The sequence below is a fragment of the Maribacter sp. C-4077 genome, from assembly GCF_055378385.1.
In genome coordinates this window covers 2,530,977-2,554,256 of the sequence record NZ_AP038807.1, presented here as the reverse complement: position 1 = coordinate 2,554,256, position 23,280 = coordinate 2,530,977, and the positions used below count along the sequence as shown (strand labels likewise).

The 23,280-nt window shown below is 37.6% G+C and carries 15 protein-coding genes and 2 tRNA genes; 6 read left to right on the top strand and 11 right to left on the bottom strand.

The window, feature by feature from the left end:
- Window positions 1-49 precede the first annotated feature (49 nt).
- A complete protein-coding gene (locus ACZ41C_RS10885) occupies window positions 50-844 on the top strand; it encodes a DUF2797 domain-containing protein (protein ID WP_464561371.1) in 795 nt (264 codons plus the stop codon).
- Here ACZ41C_RS10885 and ACZ41C_RS10880 read toward each other — a convergent pair.
- From ACZ41C_RS10880 to sppA, 3 genes are all read right to left on the bottom strand, one after another.
- A complete protein-coding gene (locus ACZ41C_RS10880; RefSeq protein WP_464561369.1) occupies window positions 837-3,566 on the bottom strand; it encodes an AsmA family protein in 2,730 nt (909 codons plus the stop codon). The genes ACZ41C_RS10885 and ACZ41C_RS10880 overlap by 8 nt on opposite strands.
- A 116-nt stretch (window positions 3,567-3,682) precedes the next feature.
- On the bottom strand, window positions 3,683-4,393 hold the full coding sequence (locus ACZ41C_RS10875) for a queuosine precursor transporter (RefSeq protein WP_272636321.1): 711 nt from the start codon (window positions 4,391-4,393) through the stop codon (window positions 3,683-3,685).
- A gap of 1 nt (window position 4,394) precedes the next feature.
- On the bottom strand, window positions 4,395-6,155 hold the full coding sequence (gene sppA / locus ACZ41C_RS10870; protein ID WP_464561367.1) for a signal peptide peptidase SppA: 1,761 nt from the start codon (window positions 6,153-6,155) through the stop codon (window positions 4,395-4,397).
- Window positions 6,156-6,226: 71 nt separating this feature from the next.
- On the opposite strand from sppA, the gene folK reads away from it, so the two are divergent.
- Entirely contained in the window at window positions 6,227-7,372 is a 1,146-nt protein-coding gene (gene folK / locus ACZ41C_RS10865) for a 2-amino-4-hydroxy-6-hydroxymethyldihydropteridine diphosphokinase (RefSeq protein ID WP_464561365.1), read from the top strand.
- Window positions 7,373-7,483: 111 nt separating this feature from the next.
- Here the strand turns inward: folK and ACZ41C_RS10860 are convergent, their stop codons facing one another.
- Entirely contained in the window at window positions 7,484-8,014 is a 531-nt protein-coding gene (locus tag ACZ41C_RS10860; protein WP_464561363.1) for an RNA methyltransferase, read from the bottom strand.
- Between the two features lie 141 nt (window positions 8,015-8,155).
- On the opposite strand from ACZ41C_RS10860, the gene mutS reads away from it, so the two are divergent.
- The 3 genes from mutS to ACZ41C_RS10845 all read left to right on the top strand — a co-directional run bounded on the left by mutS (window position 8,156) and on the right by ACZ41C_RS10845 (window position 11,148).
- Window positions 8,156-10,738: a DNA mismatch repair protein MutS gene (gene mutS, locus ACZ41C_RS10855; RefSeq protein ID WP_464565748.1), complete on the top strand. Its 2,583-nt coding sequence runs from the start codon at window positions 8,156-8,158 to the stop codon at window positions 10,736-10,738.
- A 194-nt stretch (window positions 10,739-10,932) separates the two neighbouring features.
- Window positions 10,933-11,005 (top strand) — tRNA-Gly (locus ACZ41C_RS10850).
- A 59-nt stretch (window positions 11,006-11,064) separates the two neighbouring features.
- Window positions 11,065-11,148: transfer RNA gene (locus ACZ41C_RS10845), tRNA-Leu, on the top strand.
- Window positions 11,149-12,295: 1,147 nt separating this feature from the next.
- Here ACZ41C_RS10845 and ACZ41C_RS10840 read toward each other — a convergent pair.
- The 5 genes from ACZ41C_RS10840 to ACZ41C_RS10820 form a co-directional block, all read right to left on the bottom strand.
- Window positions 12,296-13,741 (bottom strand): DUF1573 domain-containing protein, encoded by a 1,446-nt coding sequence (locus ACZ41C_RS10840; protein ID WP_464561361.1) that lies wholly within the window; start codon window positions 13,739-13,741, stop codon window positions 12,296-12,298.
- Between the two features lie 31 nt (window positions 13,742-13,772).
- Window positions 13,773-14,753: a hypothetical protein gene (locus ACZ41C_RS10835; RefSeq protein WP_464561359.1), complete on the bottom strand. Its 981-nt coding sequence runs from the start codon at window positions 14,751-14,753 to the stop codon at window positions 13,773-13,775.
- A gap of 842 nt (window positions 14,754-15,595) precedes the next feature.
- Entirely contained in the window at window positions 15,596-16,408 is an 813-nt protein-coding gene (locus ACZ41C_RS10830) for a toll/interleukin-1 receptor domain-containing protein (protein WP_464561357.1), read from the bottom strand.
- 232 nt (window positions 16,409-16,640) lie between these two features.
- Window positions 16,641-19,310: a DEAD/DEAH box helicase gene (locus ACZ41C_RS10825; protein WP_464561355.1), complete on the bottom strand. Its 2,670-nt coding sequence runs from the start codon at window positions 19,308-19,310 to the stop codon at window positions 16,641-16,643.
- Entirely contained in the window at window positions 19,303-20,247 is a 945-nt protein-coding gene (locus ACZ41C_RS10820; protein ID WP_464561353.1) for a HamA C-terminal domain-containing protein, read from the bottom strand. The genes ACZ41C_RS10825 and ACZ41C_RS10820 overlap by 8 nt, the downstream gene beginning before the upstream one ends.
- Window positions 20,248-20,541: 294 nt before the next feature.
- Here ACZ41C_RS10820 and ACZ41C_RS10815 point away from each other — a divergent pair, with 294 nt between their 5' ends.
- Window positions 20,542-21,063 (top strand): hypothetical protein, encoded by a 522-nt coding sequence (locus ACZ41C_RS10815; protein WP_464561351.1) that lies wholly within the window; start codon window positions 20,542-20,544, stop codon window positions 21,061-21,063.
- Between the two features lie 447 nt (window positions 21,064-21,510).
- Here ACZ41C_RS10815 and ACZ41C_RS10810 read toward each other — a convergent pair whose 3' ends face one another.
- Window positions 21,511-22,440: a hypothetical protein gene (locus tag ACZ41C_RS10810; protein WP_464561349.1), complete on the bottom strand. Its 930-nt coding sequence runs from the start codon at window positions 22,438-22,440 to the stop codon at window positions 21,511-21,513.
- A 2-nt stretch (window positions 22,441-22,442) separates the two neighbouring features.
- The gene (locus ACZ41C_RS10805) at window positions 22,443-22,964 is read right to left on the bottom strand and encodes a hypothetical protein (RefSeq protein WP_464561347.1); all 522 of its coding nucleotides are present in this window, start codon (window positions 22,962-22,964) and stop codon (window positions 22,443-22,445) included.
- Window positions 22,965-23,280: the final 316 nt, after the last annotated feature.

Below are 23,280 nucleotides of genomic sequence, written 5' to 3'. Positions count from 1 at the left end.
TAGGGTATATCCCCATCATTTTCAAATTGAAGTTTTAATAGAGTTAACAATGCAATACGAAGGTGTCCTAAAAAAAATGCAGACGGAAATGGCAAGTCCCATCCAGTATTATTTGGTATTTGAATCGGACTTTCTGAATATGAACCAAGTACTGGACTGCCAATTGCAAATTAACCTCATTAAACACCAATGTCTCAACTGCGGTAATGACCGACCCATTTATCGCCAAGGCTTTTGTAGATCCTGCTTTTTTGACATTCCCGCTGCGGGCGATTGGATAATGCGACCCGAACTAAGCACCGCGCATTTGAATCAAGAGGACCGCGATCTGGAATACGAGAAAAAAGTGCAATTGCAGCCCCACATTGTTTATTTGGCGAATTCCAGCAATATAAAAGTGGGAGTTACGAGAAAGACCCAGATTCCCACACGATGGATCGATCAAGGGGCGCATGAAGCGATTGAAATCGTGGAAGTGCCCAACAGGTATTTGGCAGGTATTACGGAGGTTGCACTCAAAGACCATGTATCCGATAAAACCAACTGGCGCAAAATGCTCACCAATGATATCGAAGATCAGGATTTGGTAGCGTGGCGCAATACCCTTAGGTCCTATATTCCACCAGAGGCCCTGCCCTATTTCATTGAAAACAATACGGAAACCAATTTGGAATTCCCCGTATTACGATTTCCGGAGAAGGTCAAGAGCCTAAGCCTGGACAAAACCCCAACATATCAAGGAATCCTTAAAGGAATTAAAGGTCAGTATCTCATTTTTGAGGACAATACCGTGTTCAATATCCGGGGAAGTGAGGGCTACTATATTGGCCTTACCATTAGTTAACGGAATCCTTTTTAGCCTCCGTTTCCGTCTTTTTCTTTCCAAAAAGACCTTTTAACACATCCTTGGCGGCCTCCTTCACGGCTTCCTCCTTTTTAGGTGGTGTAGAAAGCGTATCCGTTTTTACTTTTGTGGAATCCGTTTTTTTGGAACCACCCAAGATACCGCTCAATACTTCCTTGGCTCCTGTTTTGGTATCCTGACCGGTGGTATCCTTTTTGGTTGAGCCGGATAAGATATCCCCTATCAAATCCTTGGCCTTATCCTTTCCTTTATTGACCAATTTTTGCTTTTCTATCTCGATTAATTGGTTGGTCAATGTTTTTATGCCCGATGTCAAGTCGGTTGTAATTTCCGGGCTATTGTAAACCCCACCGATATTGGCCGTAACAGGAATGGTTAGGCTATCCAGGGAACGATCATCTATCCTCGCAATCAGGTTATTTATGTCCTTGCCCAAATATTTGGATGGAACCTGTAAAGTGGCCTTGTAATTCATTTTTTGGTCAAAAGTGTGGTTTCCGTCCACGTTAATTTCTATGTCCTGATATCGAATACTGAAAGGTTTTACCGCGACCAGCCCATTTTCAAAGGACAGTTTTGTCTTCAATTCCTTCAAGCTCAGTTTTTCCAAATCGATGAAATCCAACTTGGTATCCAACGCGGATAGCACCGGCGCCTTATCCGTACTGATTTCCCTTGTGATTACATCGGCGAGGATATTACCGGTCAACGAAAGTAGGTCCGGCGTAAAATCATCGGTCAAATTACCTGAAAGGGAAATATCGGAACTGAATTTCCCCTTGAGAATTCTTGCCACTGGTGCCAAGGCCTGAAACAATTCCAATGCCTGGAAGCTTTCTTGCAATTCCAATTGGTCCAAAGCCAGCTGCATGGCAAAAGTGGGGGTTTCCTGTTTTGTGGAAACCTCCCCGTTAAAGGCGACCTTACCATCGAACAAAGAGGATGTCATATTGCTCAAGGTCGCTTTTTCGTCCTTTATCCTCAGGTTTCCGGAAACGTCTCGGAGTGTAATATTATCATAGATAACGGTATTGGCCCTTGCATTAAAGTTGGCATCCAAAAAGGAAGGTATTTTGATTCTTTCTTCCGATGGCATAGTTTGGGAGGCCGTTTCTCCCGATGTTTCCCCAGAATCCTCCACCATAAAATCGTTCAGGGCAAAGGTGTTTGAAACCAGATCAAAGTTGCCCTCCACATTTTCATTATTGAACAGATAGCCCAGAAAATTGTTGATGGTACCTGTAATCCGGAAATCCGTTTGCCCCGTGGAACCCTTCATTTCGCGCAACGTAACCGACTTTGGGTTGAATGCGACCGATGTGGCGTTCAGCACAACCGGATTGGGGATTTCCTCAGATTTATATTCAAAATCGGTCAGGGTCATTTGCCCTTCCGTTTTCGTATTCTCATATTGCTTCCTTTCAATGGTTTCCATGTCAAAGGCCGTGGTGATATCGGCATTCAGAAGTCCCTTTAAACTGAGTCCAGCAGGCACGGGGTATGCCTTCTCCAAATTGGCTAGGTTCATTTTTCCGTCCAGGTGGGCATTGACCTTGGTATTTCCCATCAATTCGGAAATTTTTGAGGTCATATTGAATTGATCTTCATCGATCATAAAAGATGCCCTGTTGATATCTACATAGGTTTCCTCTACAATGCCACTAGTATTGTTTATCGCCACATCGATGAATATATTTTTTACCGTTTTGGGCAAATCCGGGTATTTGAACGAAGCATTGTTCGAATTGATCTTGATATTGAATTGTGGAATATGCTCCTCGTCCACGATTCCGTTAAAGCGGCCCTCCACCACAAAGTCGCCCGTGGTCGTCACATTTTCAATATTCTTGGAATACGTTTCAGGAATGACCGCCAAGAAATTTTTAAAATCGGACGACGGTGTCTTAAAACTAATATCTACTTCCTGGTTGTCCTCGTTCAATTTCACAAAACCTTCGAAAACCAAGGGAAGTTGATTGACCAGTGCCTCGTTCCTTAAAAAGGAATATTTGTTTTCGTTCAAATCGATTCCGATCAGGGCATCCAGTCGCACCTTGTTACTGTTCAAATAATTGGTGCTGTCCATTTCAAAGGAAACAAGGGCATCCGTGTGGGTATCCAGTTCCGAGGTTGCCAGGGAAAGGTCCCCGGTTCCCTTATGGTTCATTGCATCGATTTCCAAATGAATGCCCGTGGAAAAATCATCATACAAAATTTTGGAATCGTTTATTTCGTAGGATTCCATGTTGAAGGAAAAACCTTCAGTATCCGATGCAGTTTCGGCACCCGTTGTTTCGGACTCCAAGGCAATATCGTAATTGGCATTTTCGGCTTCGTCCAACTTTATATGTAAAAGCGCCTTGTCCACCTGTAACCTTGAAATGGATATGGGCTCCCCGCTGGATTTCAGCAATTGCATAACGCCCATGGACAATGAGACTTCCTTGGAGGCAAACAAAGTGTCGCCCTCAAAAGGAGCCTTGTTCACCAAGCTCACGTCCTTTAAGCTAACCTCGGCATTGGGAAAACTACGGATGAGACTCAATTTGGCATCGGAAAAATCCAAGGTCGCGTTAACGGAACTATTTACATTGTTCCTAATGATGTCCCCAATTTTAGCTTCCAGAAAAAAAGGTATGGAAACCAACAGGGCAATAATCAGTACAAGGATAATGCCCACTATTTTTAATATCTTCTTCATATGTTAATTTAAAAAAGCAATTTCTTTCAACAACTTATTGAAAATCCATGGGAATTATGGACGTTTTTCTACCGATTATTGATGCTACCGATAGAACTCAAAAACCACCGCGATTATTATGCATCTAGGTCGATTTCCTCACCTATGGCGAGGTTAAATCGTTTCCGCATGATATATACGAAGAAATAAAGGAAAGGGGTGTCGATCAATGCTATAAATATCTTAAAAAGGAAGCCGCTTACCACAAGGCCGAAAAACAGGTCCCATGGCAAGACCTTAAATATGCAGAGCAAGCCTACCACCGTGAACGTATCCACAAATTGGGACAGAAAAGTGGAAAAATTGTTCCGAAGCCACAGGTATTTTCCTCGTGTCAGTTTTTTCCAGAAATGGTAAATGGCAATATCAATGTACTGCGCCGCCAAATACGCCAGCATTGAGGCCAAAACCGCTATGGGCGAGAGCGCGAATACCCGACTAAAAATCGCATCATCCAATGGGGACGATTCTATGGCAGGGGCCACATCGGCCAAAAGCACCAGTCCCATGGAGAAAAATGAAGCGAAAATACCGGCGGTCACGATCTGGTTTGCCTTTTTTCGCCCAAAAATTTCGGATATCAAGTCGGTAATCAAAAAAGTAATGGGATAGGGCAACACCCCTACTGAAATTTCGAACAGGGAAACTCCAAAAACGGTAAGATCCCCAAAGGGCTTCCAATAGAAAAACTTTTGAAAGATAAGATTGGACACTACCAGCGAAGTGATGAACAGCGCACCAAGGTACAAATAGATACGTCTGGCCAACAATTTATCCTTTTGCACCATTTTAATCGATGTTCAGGGTAAAGGGCATTCTGGCCTGGATGCCTTTTTGGTTCATGTAGGATTTAATGTCTTTAAGTACTTGATACGTTTCCTCACCGATTTCCTCCTTGATCATATTTTCCTTCATCTTCGCACCGGCACCGGAAATATCTTCCATAAAACGCTCAAATCCCGATTTGTACTTGGGGTATTTGCGTATACTGTAACTTTCTATTTTGGCCATGCCTGCGGCCGCTGCAATGGCATCTTCCAACGTACCTAGCTCGTCTACCAAGCCCAATCGTTGTGCGTCCACACCGCTCCAGACCCTGCCCTGGGCAATGCTATCGGCCTGGGCCATGGAAATGTTCCTGCCATTGGAAACCCGTGATAAAAAGGTTTCATATGTATCCTCGATACTCTCCTGCACTTGGTTCCTAAAGGCCTCGCCCATAGGCTCAAATAGGGAATACTCTACCGAGTTCTTATTGGTACCCACTTGCTCCGCATTGATACCGATGTCCTTGGCCAGGCCTTCGATATTGGGAATCGTTCCAAAAACCCCGATCGATCCTGTAATGGTGGTAGGTTCGGCAAAAATCTTATCGGCTCCGGCCGCAATATAATAACCGCCAGAGGCCGCCACGTTCCCCATGGACACCACTACGGGCTTCACTTCCTTGGCCAGTTCCACTTCCCTCCAGATAATATCCGAAGTTAGGGCACTACCTCCAGGTGAATTTACCCGAAGCACGATTGCCTTTACCTTTTCATCCTCCCGCGCCTTGATCAAGGCCTCGTTGATAATTCCCTGACCTATGATATCCGGTCCACCTTCACCATAAAGGATTTCGCCTTGGGCAAAAATGACCGCAATCTTATCGTTTCCGGACCTAACTACTTTTTTCGAGGAATATTGGGTGTAGTCGTCCAAGGATATATAATTGATATCCTCATTTTCTTCTTCGGTGAGTGCCTTGGCGATAACGCTTTCGTATTGATCATAAAAAAGAACGTTATCTATCAATCGGTTTTGTTTGGCATATTTGGGCAGCCTACCGCCCAAGGTGTCCGCGATGGTATTTAGGTCCGAAGTTGAAATCCCTCGAGCAATGGAAATATCGTCTATCATGGAATCCCAAAGGGATTGGATCAGCTCCTTTATCTGGGTCCTATTGGCCTCGCTCATTTCATTTTCCAAATAGGGCTCCACGGCACTTTTATATTTCCCGTGCCGAATCACCTCCATTTTCACACCTGTTTTTTCCTGTAATTCCTTAAAATAAAGTACTTCGGAAGAAAGTCCCCTAAAATCCATTACCCCTACCGGATTCAAGAAAACGGAATCCGCCACACTGGCCAAATAATAATCCTTCTGGGAATAAAAATCGCCGTAGGCGTATATGAACTTCCCGGATTCCTTAAAGTCTTCCAATACTTTTCTAAGTGTTTGGGTCTGGGCCAATCCGGCCAGTAAAAAATTATTGTTGATGCTTATGCCCTTTATCCTGTCATCATCCTTGGCAACCGTTATTGCCTGAAGAATTTCGTCCAAACCTTGGGATTCCTCGAAAAGACCTGAAAACGGATTCAGTTCGCTGCTACCGGTATAATCCGCTATGGGTCGCTGCAGTTGTATTTCCAAAACTGAATTGTCCTTGACTTTTACGGTATCATCACCGCTGCCCAGCAAAGCGATGAATACAAAAAACATCACAAAGACTATTCCCAAAGCAATCAAGGTACCCAGAATTGCCGCTAAAAGGTTTCTCAAAAACTTCATGAAAACGCAATTTTTATTAGCTTCCAAAGATAACCAATGTGAATTTGTTTTAGTTATTTTGCCATTATATTATGACAGAATCCCAAACAGTTTATTTTTCCATAGGCAGTAATCTGGGCCAAAAACGCAACAACCTACAAAAAGCAATATTCATGATTGGGGAGCGTATTGGCGACGTCACCGCTGTATCGAGCGTTTATAATACGCCCTCATGGGGTTTTGAGTCTGATGATTTCTACAATGTCTGTCTCGAAGCCCAAACGACCTTGAAACCAGCGGAGGTATTGGAGCAACTTTTGGCCATTGAAAAACAGTTAGGGCGTGAAAGAAGTTTAGAATCTGGATACCAAAGCAGGAACATAGACCTTGACATCATTTATTATGAAACCCTTGTGGTGGATACGGACCAATTGACCCTTCCGCATCCCAGAATGGCGGAACGTAAATTCGTACTTAAACCTTTGGCCGATATCGCCCCTCAATTCTACCATCCCATCGTAAACAAGGACACCCGAAATTTGTTACAGGAAACCAGGGACAAGAGCGAGATTACCAAGCTGCCCATCAAACTCTTTAAAAATAGGATTGAGTTGTTTTCCGATGTACAGTTTCTCGCTATTGAAGGAAATATAGGTGCCGGTAAAACAAGTTTGGCCACAAAAATATCGGAGGATTTCAATGCCAAACTGATTCTGGAACGTTTTGCCGAAAATCCGTTTTTGCCAAATTTTTATAAGGACAAGTCGCGGTACGCCTTTCCATTGGAGATGTCCTTTTTGGCCGATAGGTACCAGCAATACATGGACGATACCAATCAATTCGACCTTTTCAAGAATTTTATGGTCAGTGATTATGATATCTTCAAGTCGCTCATCTTTGCCAAGGTGACCCTTCAAAAAGATGAATTTGATCTCTACCGAAAGATTTTCAATTTCATGTACAAGGAGGTCAAAAAACCCAGAATATACGTCTATCTGTACCAGACCACGGAGCGACTTTTGGAGCAGATCAAAATGCGGGGCAGAGACTACGAGATGGGCATCGACGCCCAATATCTTGAGAAAATAAATCGCGGTTATCTCAATTTTTTAAGGACGTATCCACAACAAAACCAATTGATTATGGATGTTTCCGAGCTTGACTTTGTAAATAAACAAACTGATTACAAAACCATCTTAGAAAGTATTTCCAGCTTTGCACTTCAACAGAGGGATTAACACAATTTTGGCGAATTTCTTGCACAATAGAAATGAATTTACTTTCTTGGTAGGCTCTTTTGAGAAACTAACTAACTCAAACTATACGAAAGGCCCGGTTATGCCGGGCTTTTATTTTTGAAGTTTGCTCCAAAAATCCCAAATTACCACCCCCACGCTCACGGAGATATTCAAGGAATGTTTGGTTCCAAATTGGGGAATTTCCAAAACGGAATCACAGGCGTCCACTACTTTCTGCTGTACCCCTTTCACTTCGTTACCAAAAATCAGCGCATACTTTCCCGTTATTTGGGGCATAAACTCATGAAGCATCCGTGCACCTTTCGCCTGCTCAATCGCCAACTTTAGATAGCCCTGGGAACCAAGTCTTGGCAGCAAATCCGTAATTTCTTCCACATACTCCCACTCCACACTATCGGTAGCGCCAAGGGCCGTTTTATGGATGTCCTTATGGGGCGGTTTTGCGGTAATACCACAGAGGTAGATTTTTTCCACCAAAAAGGCATCGGAGGTTCTAAATACGGAGCCAATATTGTTCAGACTTCGAATGTTGTCCAATACGATACAAACCGGAATTTTTTCGGTTTTCTTAAACGCGTCCACATCCAGTCTTTCCAGTTCCTCGTTCCTCAATTTTCTCATAATGATACTTTTCAACTATCGACGGTAAATATCAACAAAAATTCAAATCGCATGGGGAATGCCATATATTCGTGTTGAATCGACAAAAATAGGTAGAAACCCGTGGCAGCGAAAGGAAATACGAAAAAGGTGACCCCTTTGATGAAACAGTACAACACCATCAAGACCAAATATCCTGATGCACTGTTGCTCTTTCGTGTGGGCGATTTTTACGAGACTTTTGGGGAAGATGCCGTAAAGGCATCCAAAATTCTGGGAATCATTCTTACCCATAGAAACAATGGCGGTGACCGGACGGAACTTGCCGGTTTCCCCCACCATTCCTTGAACACATACCTGCCCAAATTGGTGAAGGCCGGGCAACGTGTGGCCATTTGTGACCAGTTAGAGGACCCCAAACAGACCAAGACCATCGTAAAAAGAGGGGTCACGGAGTTGGTAACACCGGGCGTAGCCTTAAACGACGATATCCTAAATTCCAAAAGCAATAATTTTCTATGTGCCGTTCACTTCGGAAGAAAAAAAATAGGGGTTGCCTTTGCGGATATCTCCACTGGGGAGTTCTTGACTTCGGAAGGAAACGAAGAGCAGGTGGACAAACTTTTACAGAATTTCTCGCCCAATGAAATCCTTATCGCGAAATCGCATAAAAAGGAATTCGCCGAAATCTTTGGCACTAGCTTCCACACCTTTTACATGGAAGATTGGGTCTATCAAGAAGACTATGCCCTTGAAAATCTCACCAACCATTTTAAGACCAAATCCCTGAAAGGTTTTGGGGTGGACCACTTGGAACAGGGTATAATTGCATCGGGGGTAATATTGCATTACCTATCCGAAACCCAGCATAGGCAGTTACAGCATATCAACACCCTGCAGCGTATCGCCGAGGACGAGTATATTTGGATGGACCGCTTTACCATAAAAAACCTTGAACTGTACCATTCCAACAACGAAAATGCCGTTACGCTGTTGGATGTTATCGATAGGACGCTCTCGCCCATGGGAGGAAGAATGATAAAACGCTGGTTGGCCTTACCACTTAAAAACGTACAAAAAATAAAGAGTCGGCATCAGGTTGTAAAACACTTGTTCGAAAACGAGGAAATACTTCACAAATTACAGTCCAACATCAAACATATGGGCGATTTGGAACGGCTCATTTCCAAGATTTCTACTGGAAAGGTAAATCCAAAGGAGGTAGTACAGCTTAAGAATTCCTTGGAGTCCGTCGTACCTATAAAACAGCTTACCAGCAATTCCCAAAACGAGGCATTGGCATTTATTGGGGACAAATTGCATTCCTGTGATCTTTTGCGAAACAAGATCAAGGAAATGCTGAACGAGGAAGCCCCCGTAAACATTTTAAAAGGAAATGTCATTGCCGAAGGTTTTTCCGAAGAACTTGACGAACTACGGGGACTGGCAACCCGTGGGAAGGACTATCTGGACCAGATGCTGGAACGCGAAACACAGGCTACCGGTATTTCCTCGCTTAAGATTGCTTCCAACAACGTTTTTGGATATTACATAGAAGTCCGGAACACCCACAAAAACAAGGTTCCGGAATCCTGGATACGTAAACAGACCTTGGTCAATGCGGAGCGCTATATTACGGAGGAACTCAAGGAATACGAGTCCAAGATTTTAGGGGCGGAAGAACGTATCAACTCTCTGGAGCAGCAACTTTTCTCCCAGTTGATCGTGTGGATGCAGGAATACATACAGCCCGTTCAAAACAACGCGCACTTGATCGCACAGCTCGACTGTCTCTGCGGATTTACCCAATTGGCAAAGGAAAATCAATACGTTGCCCCTGAACTCAATGATTCTACGGGCATTATCATTAAGAACGGACGCCATCCGGTCATAGAAAAACAACTACCGCTAGGGGAGGCCTACATTGCCAATGACATATCCTTAGATCGCAGTGGCCAGCAGATTATCATGATTACAGGCCCCAATATGAGCGGTAAGTCGGCCATTTTGAGACAAACGGCACTTATCGTGCTTTTGGCCCAAATGGGAAGTTTTGTGCCGGCGGAAGCTGCTCAAATTGGCTATGTGGATAAAATTTTTACCCGTGTAGGCGCCAGTGACAACATATCGATGGGAGAATCGACCTTTATGGTAGAAATGAACGAGACCGCCTCCATCCTCAACAACCTTTCCGAACGCAGTTTGGTCCTCTTGGACGAAATTGGCAGGGGAACTAGCACCTATGACGGCATATCCATCGCTTGGGCGATTTCGGAGTATTTACACGAACATCCAGCGAGGGCAAAGACGCTATTTGCTACGCACTACCACGAATTGAACGAAATGGCGGCCACCTTTGACCGTATTAAAAACTACAATGTCTCCGTAAAGGAACTAAAGGATAACGTATTGTTCCTCAGAAAATTGACACCAGGCGGCAGCGAACATAGCTTTGGTATACACGTAGCCAAAATGGCGGGCATGCCCCAGCAGGTAATCGCAAAAGCAAATAAGATTCTCAAGAAATTGGAGAAATCCCACTCCAGCGAGGAACTTACGGAAAAAATGAGCTCCGTGCCCGATGATATGCAACTCAGTTTCTTCAATTTGGACGACCCTTTACTGGAGGAAATCAAGGAAGAAATCCTGCATCTGGACATTGATACGCTGACGCCTGTAGAGGCTTTGATGAAATTGAACGAGATAAAACGCTTGTTATCAAAAAAGAAGAAAGCCACCTCCTAAGAAAAGCCATAGTTTTGCTTTTTTTACTTTGACATTTATAGAATTGTATTAAATTTGCATCCGCATCTTTTAGGAGATGTACGTTCTTATAAACATTCGAAATAGCATTCCATTTCTCCAATACGTATTGGATAGGAATAGAGCGTTAGATTTTTTATCAAAGATTTAGTTGCTTGAAGCGATTTTCGAAAAATGCGAAAATAGCTCAGTTGGTAGAGCGCCACCTTGCCAAGGTGGAGGTCGCGGGTTCGAATCCCGTTTTTCGCTCGACTTGAACTCCGCTCAGTCACCCCTGGTGGAGTTTTTTGTTTAAAATAATAAGTCCTGCTCGAGTGGTGGAATTGGTAGACACGCCGGACTTAAAATCCTGTGGGCATTTGCCCGTGCGGGTTCAAGTCCCGCCTCGAGTACAGAAACCCTTCTCAATCATCTGATTTTGAAGGGTTTTTTAATTTTAAGGGGGCAAAATAGGGGGCATTTTCAGTATTAAACTGTACCATCGAATCATTCCAATCAAATAAACCATGCCCAATTTTATAAAGGATATTAATTTCTTTTCAATATAATCTATTTATAAAAGGTGAGATTTGTAAAGAGTGGCCTTTCGAAAATATCATATTCTGAAAGTTCAACTGTTGTAAATAATTTATATCGAAACTGTGTAATGAATAGAACCATTTTCTAAAAATACTGTTCGATTTTTACCAATTCGTGCAACCATTCCTACTTTTCTAAAAGCCCCAAATACGTCAAATTTTATGGTTCTATTATACATAAGAAAAATTATGATACAAACATGTTAGTTTTGTAAAACGGCGTATACAGCGTATTTGAAATAATATCAGATATAACTTCGCGTAAGGGAATTATTTCGGTATTGATATTATGTCAAAGCCGTTTTACTGTAGGGCTTATTTATATTCGTAAGTCATAATTCTATTATGTAAAATATACCTCAGCTGAATTCATTCTATTAAAATTTTGAACAGGGCCATTAACCAAAAAATCGGTACGCTAGCGCGTGGCTAAATTATTTGTACTAATAATTAGTCGTTATGTAAAATTGCCGCGCGCCAACGCCAAAAAAAACAAAACCTTTTAGCTGCCTTCAAATTCTCGTCTGGCTTCAAACTTGCCTCAACAAATTTTTCACAAACATTCCGTCAGCTTATCGCAAAAGCACAAAATTTCTCTGCGAGTAAATTTCTGTGCACTTGCTAAAGTACTCCCCTGATTAAGCTTTCTTTTATAGATACCTATAACATTATATCAAATAGAATTTCAACAGTCTAACCCGTAACCGTTTATTTCTATCTTTTTTTCTTGATAAAAAAAGAAACAAAAAAATCAAGGCTTACAGATAATTTTGGAAACAATGTACGGGTCAGTCGCTAAATTTTAGGATCCATGCTGACCCTAAAGACCACCTTGAACTTTTTGAAACATTTTAAAAATTAACAAAAGCTAATACCGACCCCCTAAAATTTTTAACGCTCCTCTCCCCTATTGTTTTCGCCAAAATTCTCTTAGGCCGAAAAGCCTCCATTCAACCTTTTATTATTCAAGCTCTTTTATATTTTGCTTAAATAATTGTAACACGAATTTATCGTCCTCTATTTTGACCAGTTTAAATTCTCGTGTAAGACCATAACTAATTTCTGAATTTTTTGAAATCAGTAATGAAAATGAAGAGAACTTATTGGTTTCAACCAATAATGGTCCGACACCGTTCCGTACTTCTAAACTATCGGCAACTTTTGAATCCCCGTAATCATAAGTTACTTCATTAGCGCTTGATATGGTTTTGTCAATTGAATATAAGGTTCCATACGAATGTCCTGATGTCTCGGAAAAACTGAAATAAACAAACGGATGTTGATTTAGCCAAACCAATTTTGATTCGTCCAATAGGGAGCCTCCAGAATCGAAATTTATTAATTTCACCAATCCTTCACCTTTCTTCTTGTATAGTGAAACTCTATCAGTATATGAAGATGAAGAATTATGAAACCCATAAAACAATTCAGTTTCGTTTATTGAGCCAAGCTTTTTGATGGTCTCATATTGGACATTTTTCTCCCCCGTGACTTTATCGATTAAGATCTCTTTTTTCGAATATAAAGTATCCTTTTTGAACACCTTCATGTTAAGTTTGTTATCATATATGTACTTAGTCACGATCGACTCAATCCAATCAGCCATGTAATATTGGTCATCGGCTAATGCAATGGATTTTATAAAAGTTTTTCTGAGTAAGGAATCATTTTCAAATTCCGTCGATGTTTCATCACCATCCAATCCATCTCCACCAATCATCGAAAGCGTAATATCAACAACAGTATCTTTTCGCTCCACCCTTAATATCTTTTCTAATTGGTAGCCATATAAATGCCTGTAATAAATCGAAAATGATATTGAATCAATTTGCTCTTTTAGAAATTTTTCATTGGTGAGGAAGTAATACTCATTCGGGCCTATTTGTGCGGAATCAAGATCAAGGGCGACGATTTCTTTTTTTGTGAATCTCTTTGAAAAATCAAATTTCTTTTTAGAAAGTGAATCTGAAGTATGTTTCTTTTCAAGAATAAGGTCAAAAAAATTAGACCTAACAAGTGCCATGGGTGTCTTTATTTCCGCAGTTATATAGTAATTAAGATATTCTTGACTTTTATTGTTGGTTTTTAAGCGAATTGGTACTTTTTGTTTTCCTTTTAGGTTGTGTGTCAGAAAAGTGATTTCAACTTCCGTAGTTTCATTCGGTTTAAGTATCGAATCTTTGACGATTATTTGCATGTTTTTGCGGCTCGTAAAAGTCTTCTCGATAATTAGCTCGGAATCAAGTTGGTTTTTGAAAACAAACGTGGTTCTTAATGTGTCCGATTCTTTGACGATGCCAAAATCGTATGTCGTATCATTAGGGTCGAACTTAATGAATTCGCCTTTCGGTTTTTGCCCGTTACAGGCAAGAAACAATAGAATGTAAAATGTAAAAAACCTTTTCATCCTAATTTTTATTATTTTGATGAACTTGAACTCAATTGTCAAACTTTTTCATTGATTTTTTAAATTTATCCCTTACTAGGTTCAATTGTTTTTCTTTCCAGTCATAATCTTTCATATTAATAAACTTTATTGCTGCCTCATAATCCTCTTCAATTTGTTTTTTTATTAGTTCATTCTTAAAGCTTTCATCCAAACCGTTAGAAACGAAATGGAGTTTGTAAATACCATAAGAACGTTCTACGGAGGAAGTAATCCCTGAGTAAGTTTTCTGAATTAATCCGAATGTATCATCATTTTCTATAAACAGCGCCTTGACCTCAAAATCGTCATCCCTTATTTTGTTTCCTAGAAATGTAGTATCCATGACATTTTTTACCTGATAAATTTCATAGTCTGCATCATCGTAATGCCAAATAATTACATTCTTTCGAAAAGATATATTTAACATTGCCTTGTAATATCTTAGCTCATCCCATTTGTCGTTATATCCCGAATAATGATTCTCACTACTTATTAAGTCCAAATCTTTAACCTTTTCTATATAACATTTGTATCTGTCACTTTTGAATAATTTCCAGTCCCCGTTGATTTTGGGCACGTAATTCTTGTATTTTGAATTTGTAATACCTATTAGATTGTAGATATGGCTTGGTATTTTATAAATACCAGAGCTAAAAGGAATACTATCAAGAATAACATTAGAATAAGTAAATACGGGTAAGAATACTCGCATGGTGTCTTTTTTGAAAATAATATCCAAATAAAAGTCCTCACGCACTAAACCACCCATGGGAGTGGCAACTGGTACTATCCGATAAAAACCAGGATAAGTATAAATCGGTTGTTTTTCAGATAGCACGATATTTTTAGGTTCTATTTTCCAAAGATTTTCTGAAAGGTCAACTTCATTACCATCTTTGTAAACTTTAAACCTCAAGGTACCAGTCATAGGGCCAGGTTGCGCGTAAACAGCATAACAGACTAAAAAAAGGACTAAGGCTATTTTTTTCATTATACTCTCAAATTAATAATAATCCGAGCCAACAGGTAAGTACTGACCTAATTAGGGAATTGATCTTTTTTTAAATAAAACGATAATCATACCAAATTAGTTTGTTTAGCAAAAAAACATTCCACACACATTACGCTCCCCTCGCACCGTCGGTTCGCATAATAAGTGTTCCATTACCTTTTGAGAAGAAACCTTTTAGAAGAAAAATTTAGGGGGAGATTGGTGCAGAAAACTTTGCTTTACCCAAGCAAAGTTACATAACGCGAAACATTATGATATAGATTGGTCTAATGTGCAAAACGGCGCATGCTTGCATTTTACATAATTGCAGATATGACCTTCGCGCCAGCGAATCATATCGTCAGCCATTATGTAAAGGCTGTTTTACTGGAATGGTACTTGACGGCTGTAAGTCATAATTCTATTATGTAAAATATCCCTCGAAAGCATTCTTTTTATACAACGTGGCAACAGGGTCATCAACCTGTTTAATTTAAGCTACGAGAAAATTTTTCACACAGAAGAAATTTTATTTCAAACTTCGAATTTTGTCAACCCAGACGACAAACCTTTCGGCTGTATCTATAATTTGCCGTTATGCAAAATAGCCGCTCGGCCAACGCCATTAAAAGCTCAGCTTTTCGTTTTTGTTGAAACCTTTGGTTTACTTGTGAATTTGGAAAAGAAAAATTTCAGGAAAATCTCGTCAGCTTGTCGCAAAAGCTAAAATTTTCCCTTTGGGCAAAATTCTTAGCACTTGCTACCCTTCGTGTTCCGAAGAAACGTTTTTTATTTCTATTTGACATAATATATGGACAACCAATATTATTAATATCTTAATTCTAAGTTGTATTTATTCCTTTAACTAGCATATCAGCAAGTTGTCCAATTCCTTTATTTGTATTTCCACCAAGTTTATCTAACAACCAGTAATTACCTTCTAAGTCCTTTTCTTCAATTTGGTGCCATACAGGAAGTATTATGTTTTGATTTTTAATTATTTGTTTAGTTTTTAGAGACTGGAGTTCATTCTTTGCCCATTTCTCATTTGACAAAAAGTTTTTACTAAGAATTATAATACCGTATTTACTTTCAGAAATACCTCGCTCAATTGATTCCGTGAGGCTATCCCCAATCTTTAGAGAATACTCATCATACCATACTTTAAAACCTCGTTCAGTCAATTCGTCATAAAGTGGCCTAGCTACCTTATCCTTGTCTCTTGAATCATGTGAAATAAAAAAATCTGCCCTTTGCATCTCAAAATATTTATTATCTCTAATAATCGCTCTCAAGTTATATTTGAGAAAGTATTGCACAATTACATTTTTATCAATTTCTGAATTTTCACAGTATATGTATACATTTCGTGTGTGTGGAATGTTAGCAAAATTCTCCTTCTCCTTAATTAATGTAAAAACGTTATAAGAGACATTTTTGTCGGAGTTCTTTAGTGCCAATAATGATTCAGGAATCTTGACAAAACCTTTATCAATTGTATCTACTGTTACGACGGAAAACTGATTATAATTTTTCATGCTGAAAACACAGCAAAAGGTATAATTTGTCCAACCAGCTTTTTCGTAACTAACCTGATATTCAAAACTATCATAGTCACTTCCAAAATCTCTTTTATATCTATCAGTTAACTTCATATTAATTAAATATGAGATAAGTTAATCTTTCTTTTTTCTTGATAAAAAAGAAACAAAAAATCAAGAAGAAAATATGCTTCCACGCGCCCTTCGTGTCTAATGGCTTCCCCACAAAATGCTACGCATTTTTAACACAAAGCCGAGGGCAATTGCCCTTTGTGTCAGCCACAAATTCACTCCCCTACTGGCCCGCATTTTCTTCCAGCCAATCTGCAAGATTCAAACATCAATCTTATTCATCTTCTTGATCTGTTAGTAGAAAACCCTTGCGCCTCAGGTATTTATTGTAAATATTATTAATATCAAGCTCTCTTTGCAGGGCCAGCCATTCCAACGGACTGTCATGTTGATTTTCTGGTATTAGTTTATGAATTTTTATTGCTATCGATCTTGACATTCCTTTTGAAATCAAAAGTAGAATCAATGAATTATAAGTTCCCAATTCTAGCATTGTTGGTAGTGATATAGTCAACTTATGTTCTTCTAACTGCTCCTCAGTTAAAACTAACTCCAATATATCAGCTAATAACTTAGTGTATTTCACTAGGACATAGCTTACAATAGTTGAGTAAACTTTGATAATTTCATTAATCGTCTTGTTTATATCTTTCCTATCTGTTCTATCAATTTTCTTTAGAATATCTGATTGAAATTTAAGTTCCCTGTTAATTAATTCACTGAATGTTTTGTTCTCCATCCATAAAACTGCATAGAATACCATTTGGGGTAGTGTCCTTGATATCTGGTGCTTAAAAAATGCTTCCGCATTAAAATCAAATATTTCATCAAGTTTATATAGAATGTTACTTAATTGACCAAAGAAGTTGGTTTCTTCATGTGCTTTGCTATTTATTACCTCTTTAGTCCACTTGGCATTGAAATTTTCATTCTTATGTAACACCCATTCATTTATACCTTCTTTTTTTATTCTTCTATATAATTTATCTTGTAGTTCCGGGTCAATACTTGGGTTTAACCTCAATAGGTCATTTGGCATATTAATTTTATCGAGTCTCTGTGATAAGTTGGTTACGATTTCCACAATTTTTTTTTCGTTGACATCTTTATCTTTCAAATATTCGATTAGACTATTTTCACCTTTTAGATATTTGTTTTTCAAAAAGATTATTCCAAATTCAATTTTTTTGTCGTTCTTATCTAAAGGTTGATTAATTGCCTCAATTAAATCTTCTAATGGATATTTTAAAATTCTATTTATTGCTGGTTCAATCTCTTTCTGTGGCTCATTTTCATAATAATTCTCGGCCCAATCCTCTTCACCTCTTTCTAAACAAATAACGGTGCCAATTAGCGAATCCCGTATCCTCCCTGCTCTACCGACAATGTTACCAAATTCAAAAGGACTTAAATCATTGATGTCTTTTTTTGGGTACGGAACAAATACTTTTTCAGCAGGTAGATTTATTCCTTCCATTAATGTAGAGGTACAAACAATATTATCTAATAACCCTTCAGCAAATAGATATTCTAATTCGGTACGTATTATTTCTGGTAATTTACCATGATGAAAAGCGGATTTTGCTTTTAAAGCATCTACCAAGTAATAATCTGGGTGTACTTCTTCCTTGACCAATTCAATCAACTCAGATAACCCCTCACCTAAATTGATTTCTTCTTCTTTCTTAGAATTAATCTCTTCGGTTAGATAATTCGTGAATTGTTCAACGTAATTAGTTTTTGGGAAATAGATAATATTTTTACTTTTTTTTCCGAACTGTAGAACGACACGAACAGTTGACTTTAGCTTACTTTTTTTGATTTCCTTAGAATAATTAAATTCAATGGGTACTTCTATTTCATTAATTAAATTTTGCTGAAAATATATACGCGCCAGAAGATGATTTTCTTTTTTGGATGGCTTTAGAGTTATTTTTAGTTGGAATACCGGTGAGAAAATCGTTTTTAAATTTTCACTCTTTTCGCTAAATAATAATCTTAGTAGTTCATTTGGTTTATCCAAAAATGGACCAGCAATAATTTTCCGAGATTGCGACCAGTTAGATTCAATTTCGTTGATTAAGAATTCAAATAAAAAGCCGCGATTTCCATCGTCTTCAATATTTTGAATTTCATCGATAAAAATTATGTCTGGATGAAAAGAATAATCATAAGAATATTGCATCAATTTCATTGTCCTTTCCGGAGTAAGAATAAAAAGCTCTTTTTGCCCAAATTGTTCAGCCGTAGAATCCTCATTCTCTAGAAAAGCTGTATTAATGTTCACATCATTTTGTAATGTTCTTTTGAAGTCCTCGGACACTTGGGAAATTAAAGCCCTAGTTGGTACTATGTACAGTATAAAGGAAGCTTTGTTGTCTCGAAAAACTTTCCTTATATAATTTTGAATAATAAAAGATTTTCCTGCCGAAGTAGGTGCTGAAATGGCAACATTTTCATCACTTTTGGTCAAAGTTTTCCATAAGTATTTCTGATAGTCTGAACCAATAATTTTGTCATCTCCATTTTCAATTTCATTTATTGCAATCTTGGAGCCCAATTCATAATCTACTATGGAACCAAAAAAATCACTGAAAGAAATATTTCCATTTTTGGTGTTGTAGTAAATTATTTCGTTGAAAAATCTGGATGCAATCAAATTACCTGACCTAGAAAGAATAATATATGATGCTTTTACATACTCCTTAGCTGATTTTTCAAGGAAAAGAGCTATACCAAATACAGAGGACAAATATTTGTCATTTTCTTCTGGACTCGCAGCAATTATACTCGCCAACCAAATAGCTTTATCCAGGTCTTCTTCATTAATTTCTTCTTTGTTCTGAATGCCTAATTCGAAATAAAACCTATTTGCAATCATACTGTTCAAGACCTTTTTGAAAACAGCATGGTTTTTGGCAGATTCTATAGTTTTATTAGGCATGGCTGGCTTTTACATATTCTCGTCCATTGTGAAATGTTTTGTAACACAATTTCCTAAAGGTGTTTACATCTTGTACGGGCATCATAAAAAACTCAAAATTGATGTTTTTAACTTCCGGTAAATTTTTACCGATATATTCTGACCTTCTTTTTTTTATAGATTTCAAAAACTCAAGTACTTGCTCCTCTATTTCTGGTAAATTTTCATCAATTAACTCTTTAATTTTTATCTCCTTATACATTAGAAATGCTGGATAACAAAAATTGTACTGTTGGAACTCTGCTTGTTTGGTTCTAAAACTTTGATAAATAAGGTCTAAGTCGTTTTCATCAAGATTTTTTAAGTCACTACTCAAATGGTTTTTTGCAACTTCTAATTCTCTAGTGGTAGTTTCGGGATTATTGATATATCGCTCTAGTGATTCTATCACATCACCGACACATACATGAAAATTGTTCCTCATTTTTGATTCGCCAATTAACAAGGTGACTTTATTTCCAATGTTACCTATAAAGATTCCATCCGAGCCTTTAACTTGATCATTGTTATTGTAGGTTTGTGAAATTTTATGAACTACCAGTGGGGTTTTAAGTACAGCTTCGACAAATAGATATAAAATCAACTCCCCGTATCTCCCATCACTTTGAGGGTCAATATCACCAAAATAACTTAGTGCTTTTTCATGGGGAACTTCGCCGTCTTCTTTAAGTTCATTAATCGTTTTTTCGTCGAAAACGTATCTCTCAACTTGTGTGTATAAATGATTGACAAATCCCTCACTATCAGGTTTGTTGTTCATGTATTTCAAACTATAAAACTTTATTTTCAAATCTTCGGATAATACAACTTCTTCTTTTAGATTAAACCACGAGTAGAAAATATCCTTATCTACTCTTAACAGTTTTTGCCAGTTTATTTCACTAAGGTTTTTAGCCATAATTTATTTAAGAAATTATTTATTGATAATAGATTCCGTTAGAAAAGAAAAAGCTAAGTTGAGGGAGAGAAAATAAATATAATAAATGTTAACAAGTATTTTATTACAACAAAGTACAATTATAGACCATTTGTAATAATTTCCGATAAAACTGCCTTAATGACACCAATAATACAGGTTGAGTTAGATTACAGCTCATTACTAGCTTTAGCTGAGCAGATAAATTAGTCTGAAGGAGTTTTGTTCAGATTTTTTTTAAATAATTCCTTGGTTTCACATAAAAATTACGTTTAGATGACTGATATTGAACAGAAACTTTATGCACAAATAGGTTTACTATCTACCCAATTCGCATCAATAGAACATCAGGTTCAAGAAATCCTTGCACGATATATTACACATGGTGATAGTAACAATATGTTGGTTGGACTTATTTTAGATAAAGATAATTTGGAAAAAAAGCTACAACATTTGGAGAAAGCCGTTTTGTTTGAGCTGCATAAAAAACAGCCGATAAGAGATTATATCTCCAAGGTTAGAGAACAAAAAAGTCTTCGTAATTCCTTCATACATGGTAGCTGGTTCGTATCTTCTAAATTAGGAAATGATGTTATTGGAGTTTATCATAATACCGTAACTAAATTTTACCCAATATCATCGGGGAATGACCCTGATAATCCAGGATGGCAGATGGGAACCGAAACTTACTACACTCTTAAAAATCTTCAAGAAATCAATGAAAGAATAAAAGGGATATACTGCCATGGTCAAACACTAATTAAAGAAATGGATAATGGTGAATTTGAGTTCTTTTGATATTGTCTGCACGTCTAAAGGCACTAGAACGGATATTGCTTACAAATTTACCAAGAATACAATCTAAACTAAGCTGGTTGAATTTTATATCATTTTATCATTCCACACACATTACTCTCCCCTCCTACCTCGGGTCGTGTAAAAAGTGTTCCATTACCTTTTTAAAGAAGATTTCCGGAAGAAATTTTTCAGGAAGTGCGGTACAAACTTTCGCTTTTAACAAAGCTCAAGTTACATAACGCAGAACATTATAATACAAATATGCTTATAGCGTAAAACGGCGCATACTGTGTATTTGATATAGTTGTAGATATAGCGAGTCACCAGTGTTCTATATGGTCATCAATTATGTCAAAGCAGTTTTACACGCTGGGTTAATTATTTGCTGCATTCATAAGCTTTAAAACACATTATGTCAAATATTTGGCATAAAATCTGTTCTTACTTTCAATAGTTTGTAATAGAATACAATTCTAATTCCATGGTTGGAGACAGTTTTTTTTTGAATTTATATAGACCATTAGTTTCTGACCCTCCAATATGTATTGAGTTAATGCCTTGTGAATTAACAGATTCACATACCTTATAACGCATAAAACTTGGTATCCCTTTAAAATCGATATCTGCTAAAAAAGCTAAAGAAGTTAACTCATCTTCTTTATTGAAAGGCCTATCTAGTATATTAAAAGCCACAAAACGATTTTTGTAATACATAACATAGCTCGACAGATGTTTAGCAATTTTTATTTGTTCTAAGAGGTAGAAATATGGTCCAGAAAGATTTGATTCATCAAATAATCTAGATGTATTTCTTTTACTCCATTTTTTAATTAACTGTAAAGAATTCTCAAAGTGAAGCTGGTGATTATATTTTTGAAATTTAATCTCGCTCGTGTTAACTCTGTTTAAATTATATCTTAAGTCCTTATATCTTTTTCCTTTCATACCTAAAACATCTTTAACAGAAATAAATAAAGATGGGAATTTCCAATCTAATAAATATTCATCTTGTTTGACTAACTTATACTTTGATAAAATATCATGGTTAATAAGGTCAATATGATTATTGCTGCATCTAATTATTCTTAGATTTTTTTTCAAAATACTTCTATACGAGGTTAATAATTCGTCTAAGGCCTCTAATTCTCTTTTGGTAGACGGAGGAAAAATAATAGTTTCATTTTCTAGATTTGGATGTTCTGAAAATATTATTGAGCTATCTCCATTATATATTGCCTTTAATCCTTTACGACCTGTTAGTAAAAAATAAAATGGGGAGCATAAATATGAATCCGCCTGATTGATATAATGTTTTAAAAAAGGTAAAAGCTCTTCGGGAGTATTAATTACAACTAATTGATATGTGTCATTCCGCATATCTAAACTAATAATCTGCTTTTTTCAACCTGCTCAGCAAGCCATCTAAAATCATCATGGGCTCTTTTTCTTTTGTTTTTTCCGAGTTTTCCATGAGTATCAAACTCACCATCTAACCACTTCAGGTAATTGTTCACATCCTTATTTTTATAAACCTGTATGATTTCAAAAAGAACGTATTCTATATCATTCAAGGGTATTGTCTCGGTTCTAACCATCCTTCCAATGACATCATATCTGTAAAGAATTGCATCTAACCATCTTTCTTCATTACTTCCTTTGAACTTTTCAATTTTTTTATCTTCCAATTTGAACTCAAATTTTTCATAGTCAATTTTGTAAAAGAACTCTCGTATTTTATCATCACTAAATAAATCGTTTGTCAAGTCATATATAAACTTTACTCGATTAACTCTTGATGTTTCCTCCATTTGCTTGTAAGTGAACCGTATACCAATAATTGCTAGTGCAAAACCAATAATTTGTACAATTGTATCAACTGTTATCGTAGTGTCAAAAGTCATATTAATATTCGAGTATTAAATATTATTTTATCAAAAATCAGAAAATATATTTTAATTTTTTTCTTCATAAAAAAGTAACAAAAATCAAGTCTTACAGATAATTTTAAAAACAAAGTACGGGCCGTATCTAGAATTTAGGATCCATTGTAACTATTAAAACTACTTCATGACAAAACCACCAATATAAGCAGTCAAAAGTTATCGTATCAAGCACCCTAAAATTCTGAACGCTCCTCTCCCCAATTGTTTAAACCAAAATTCTCTTAGGCCGTTTCTACCTAAAGAATTTTAAAAACCTAGTAATAATAGTATAGTA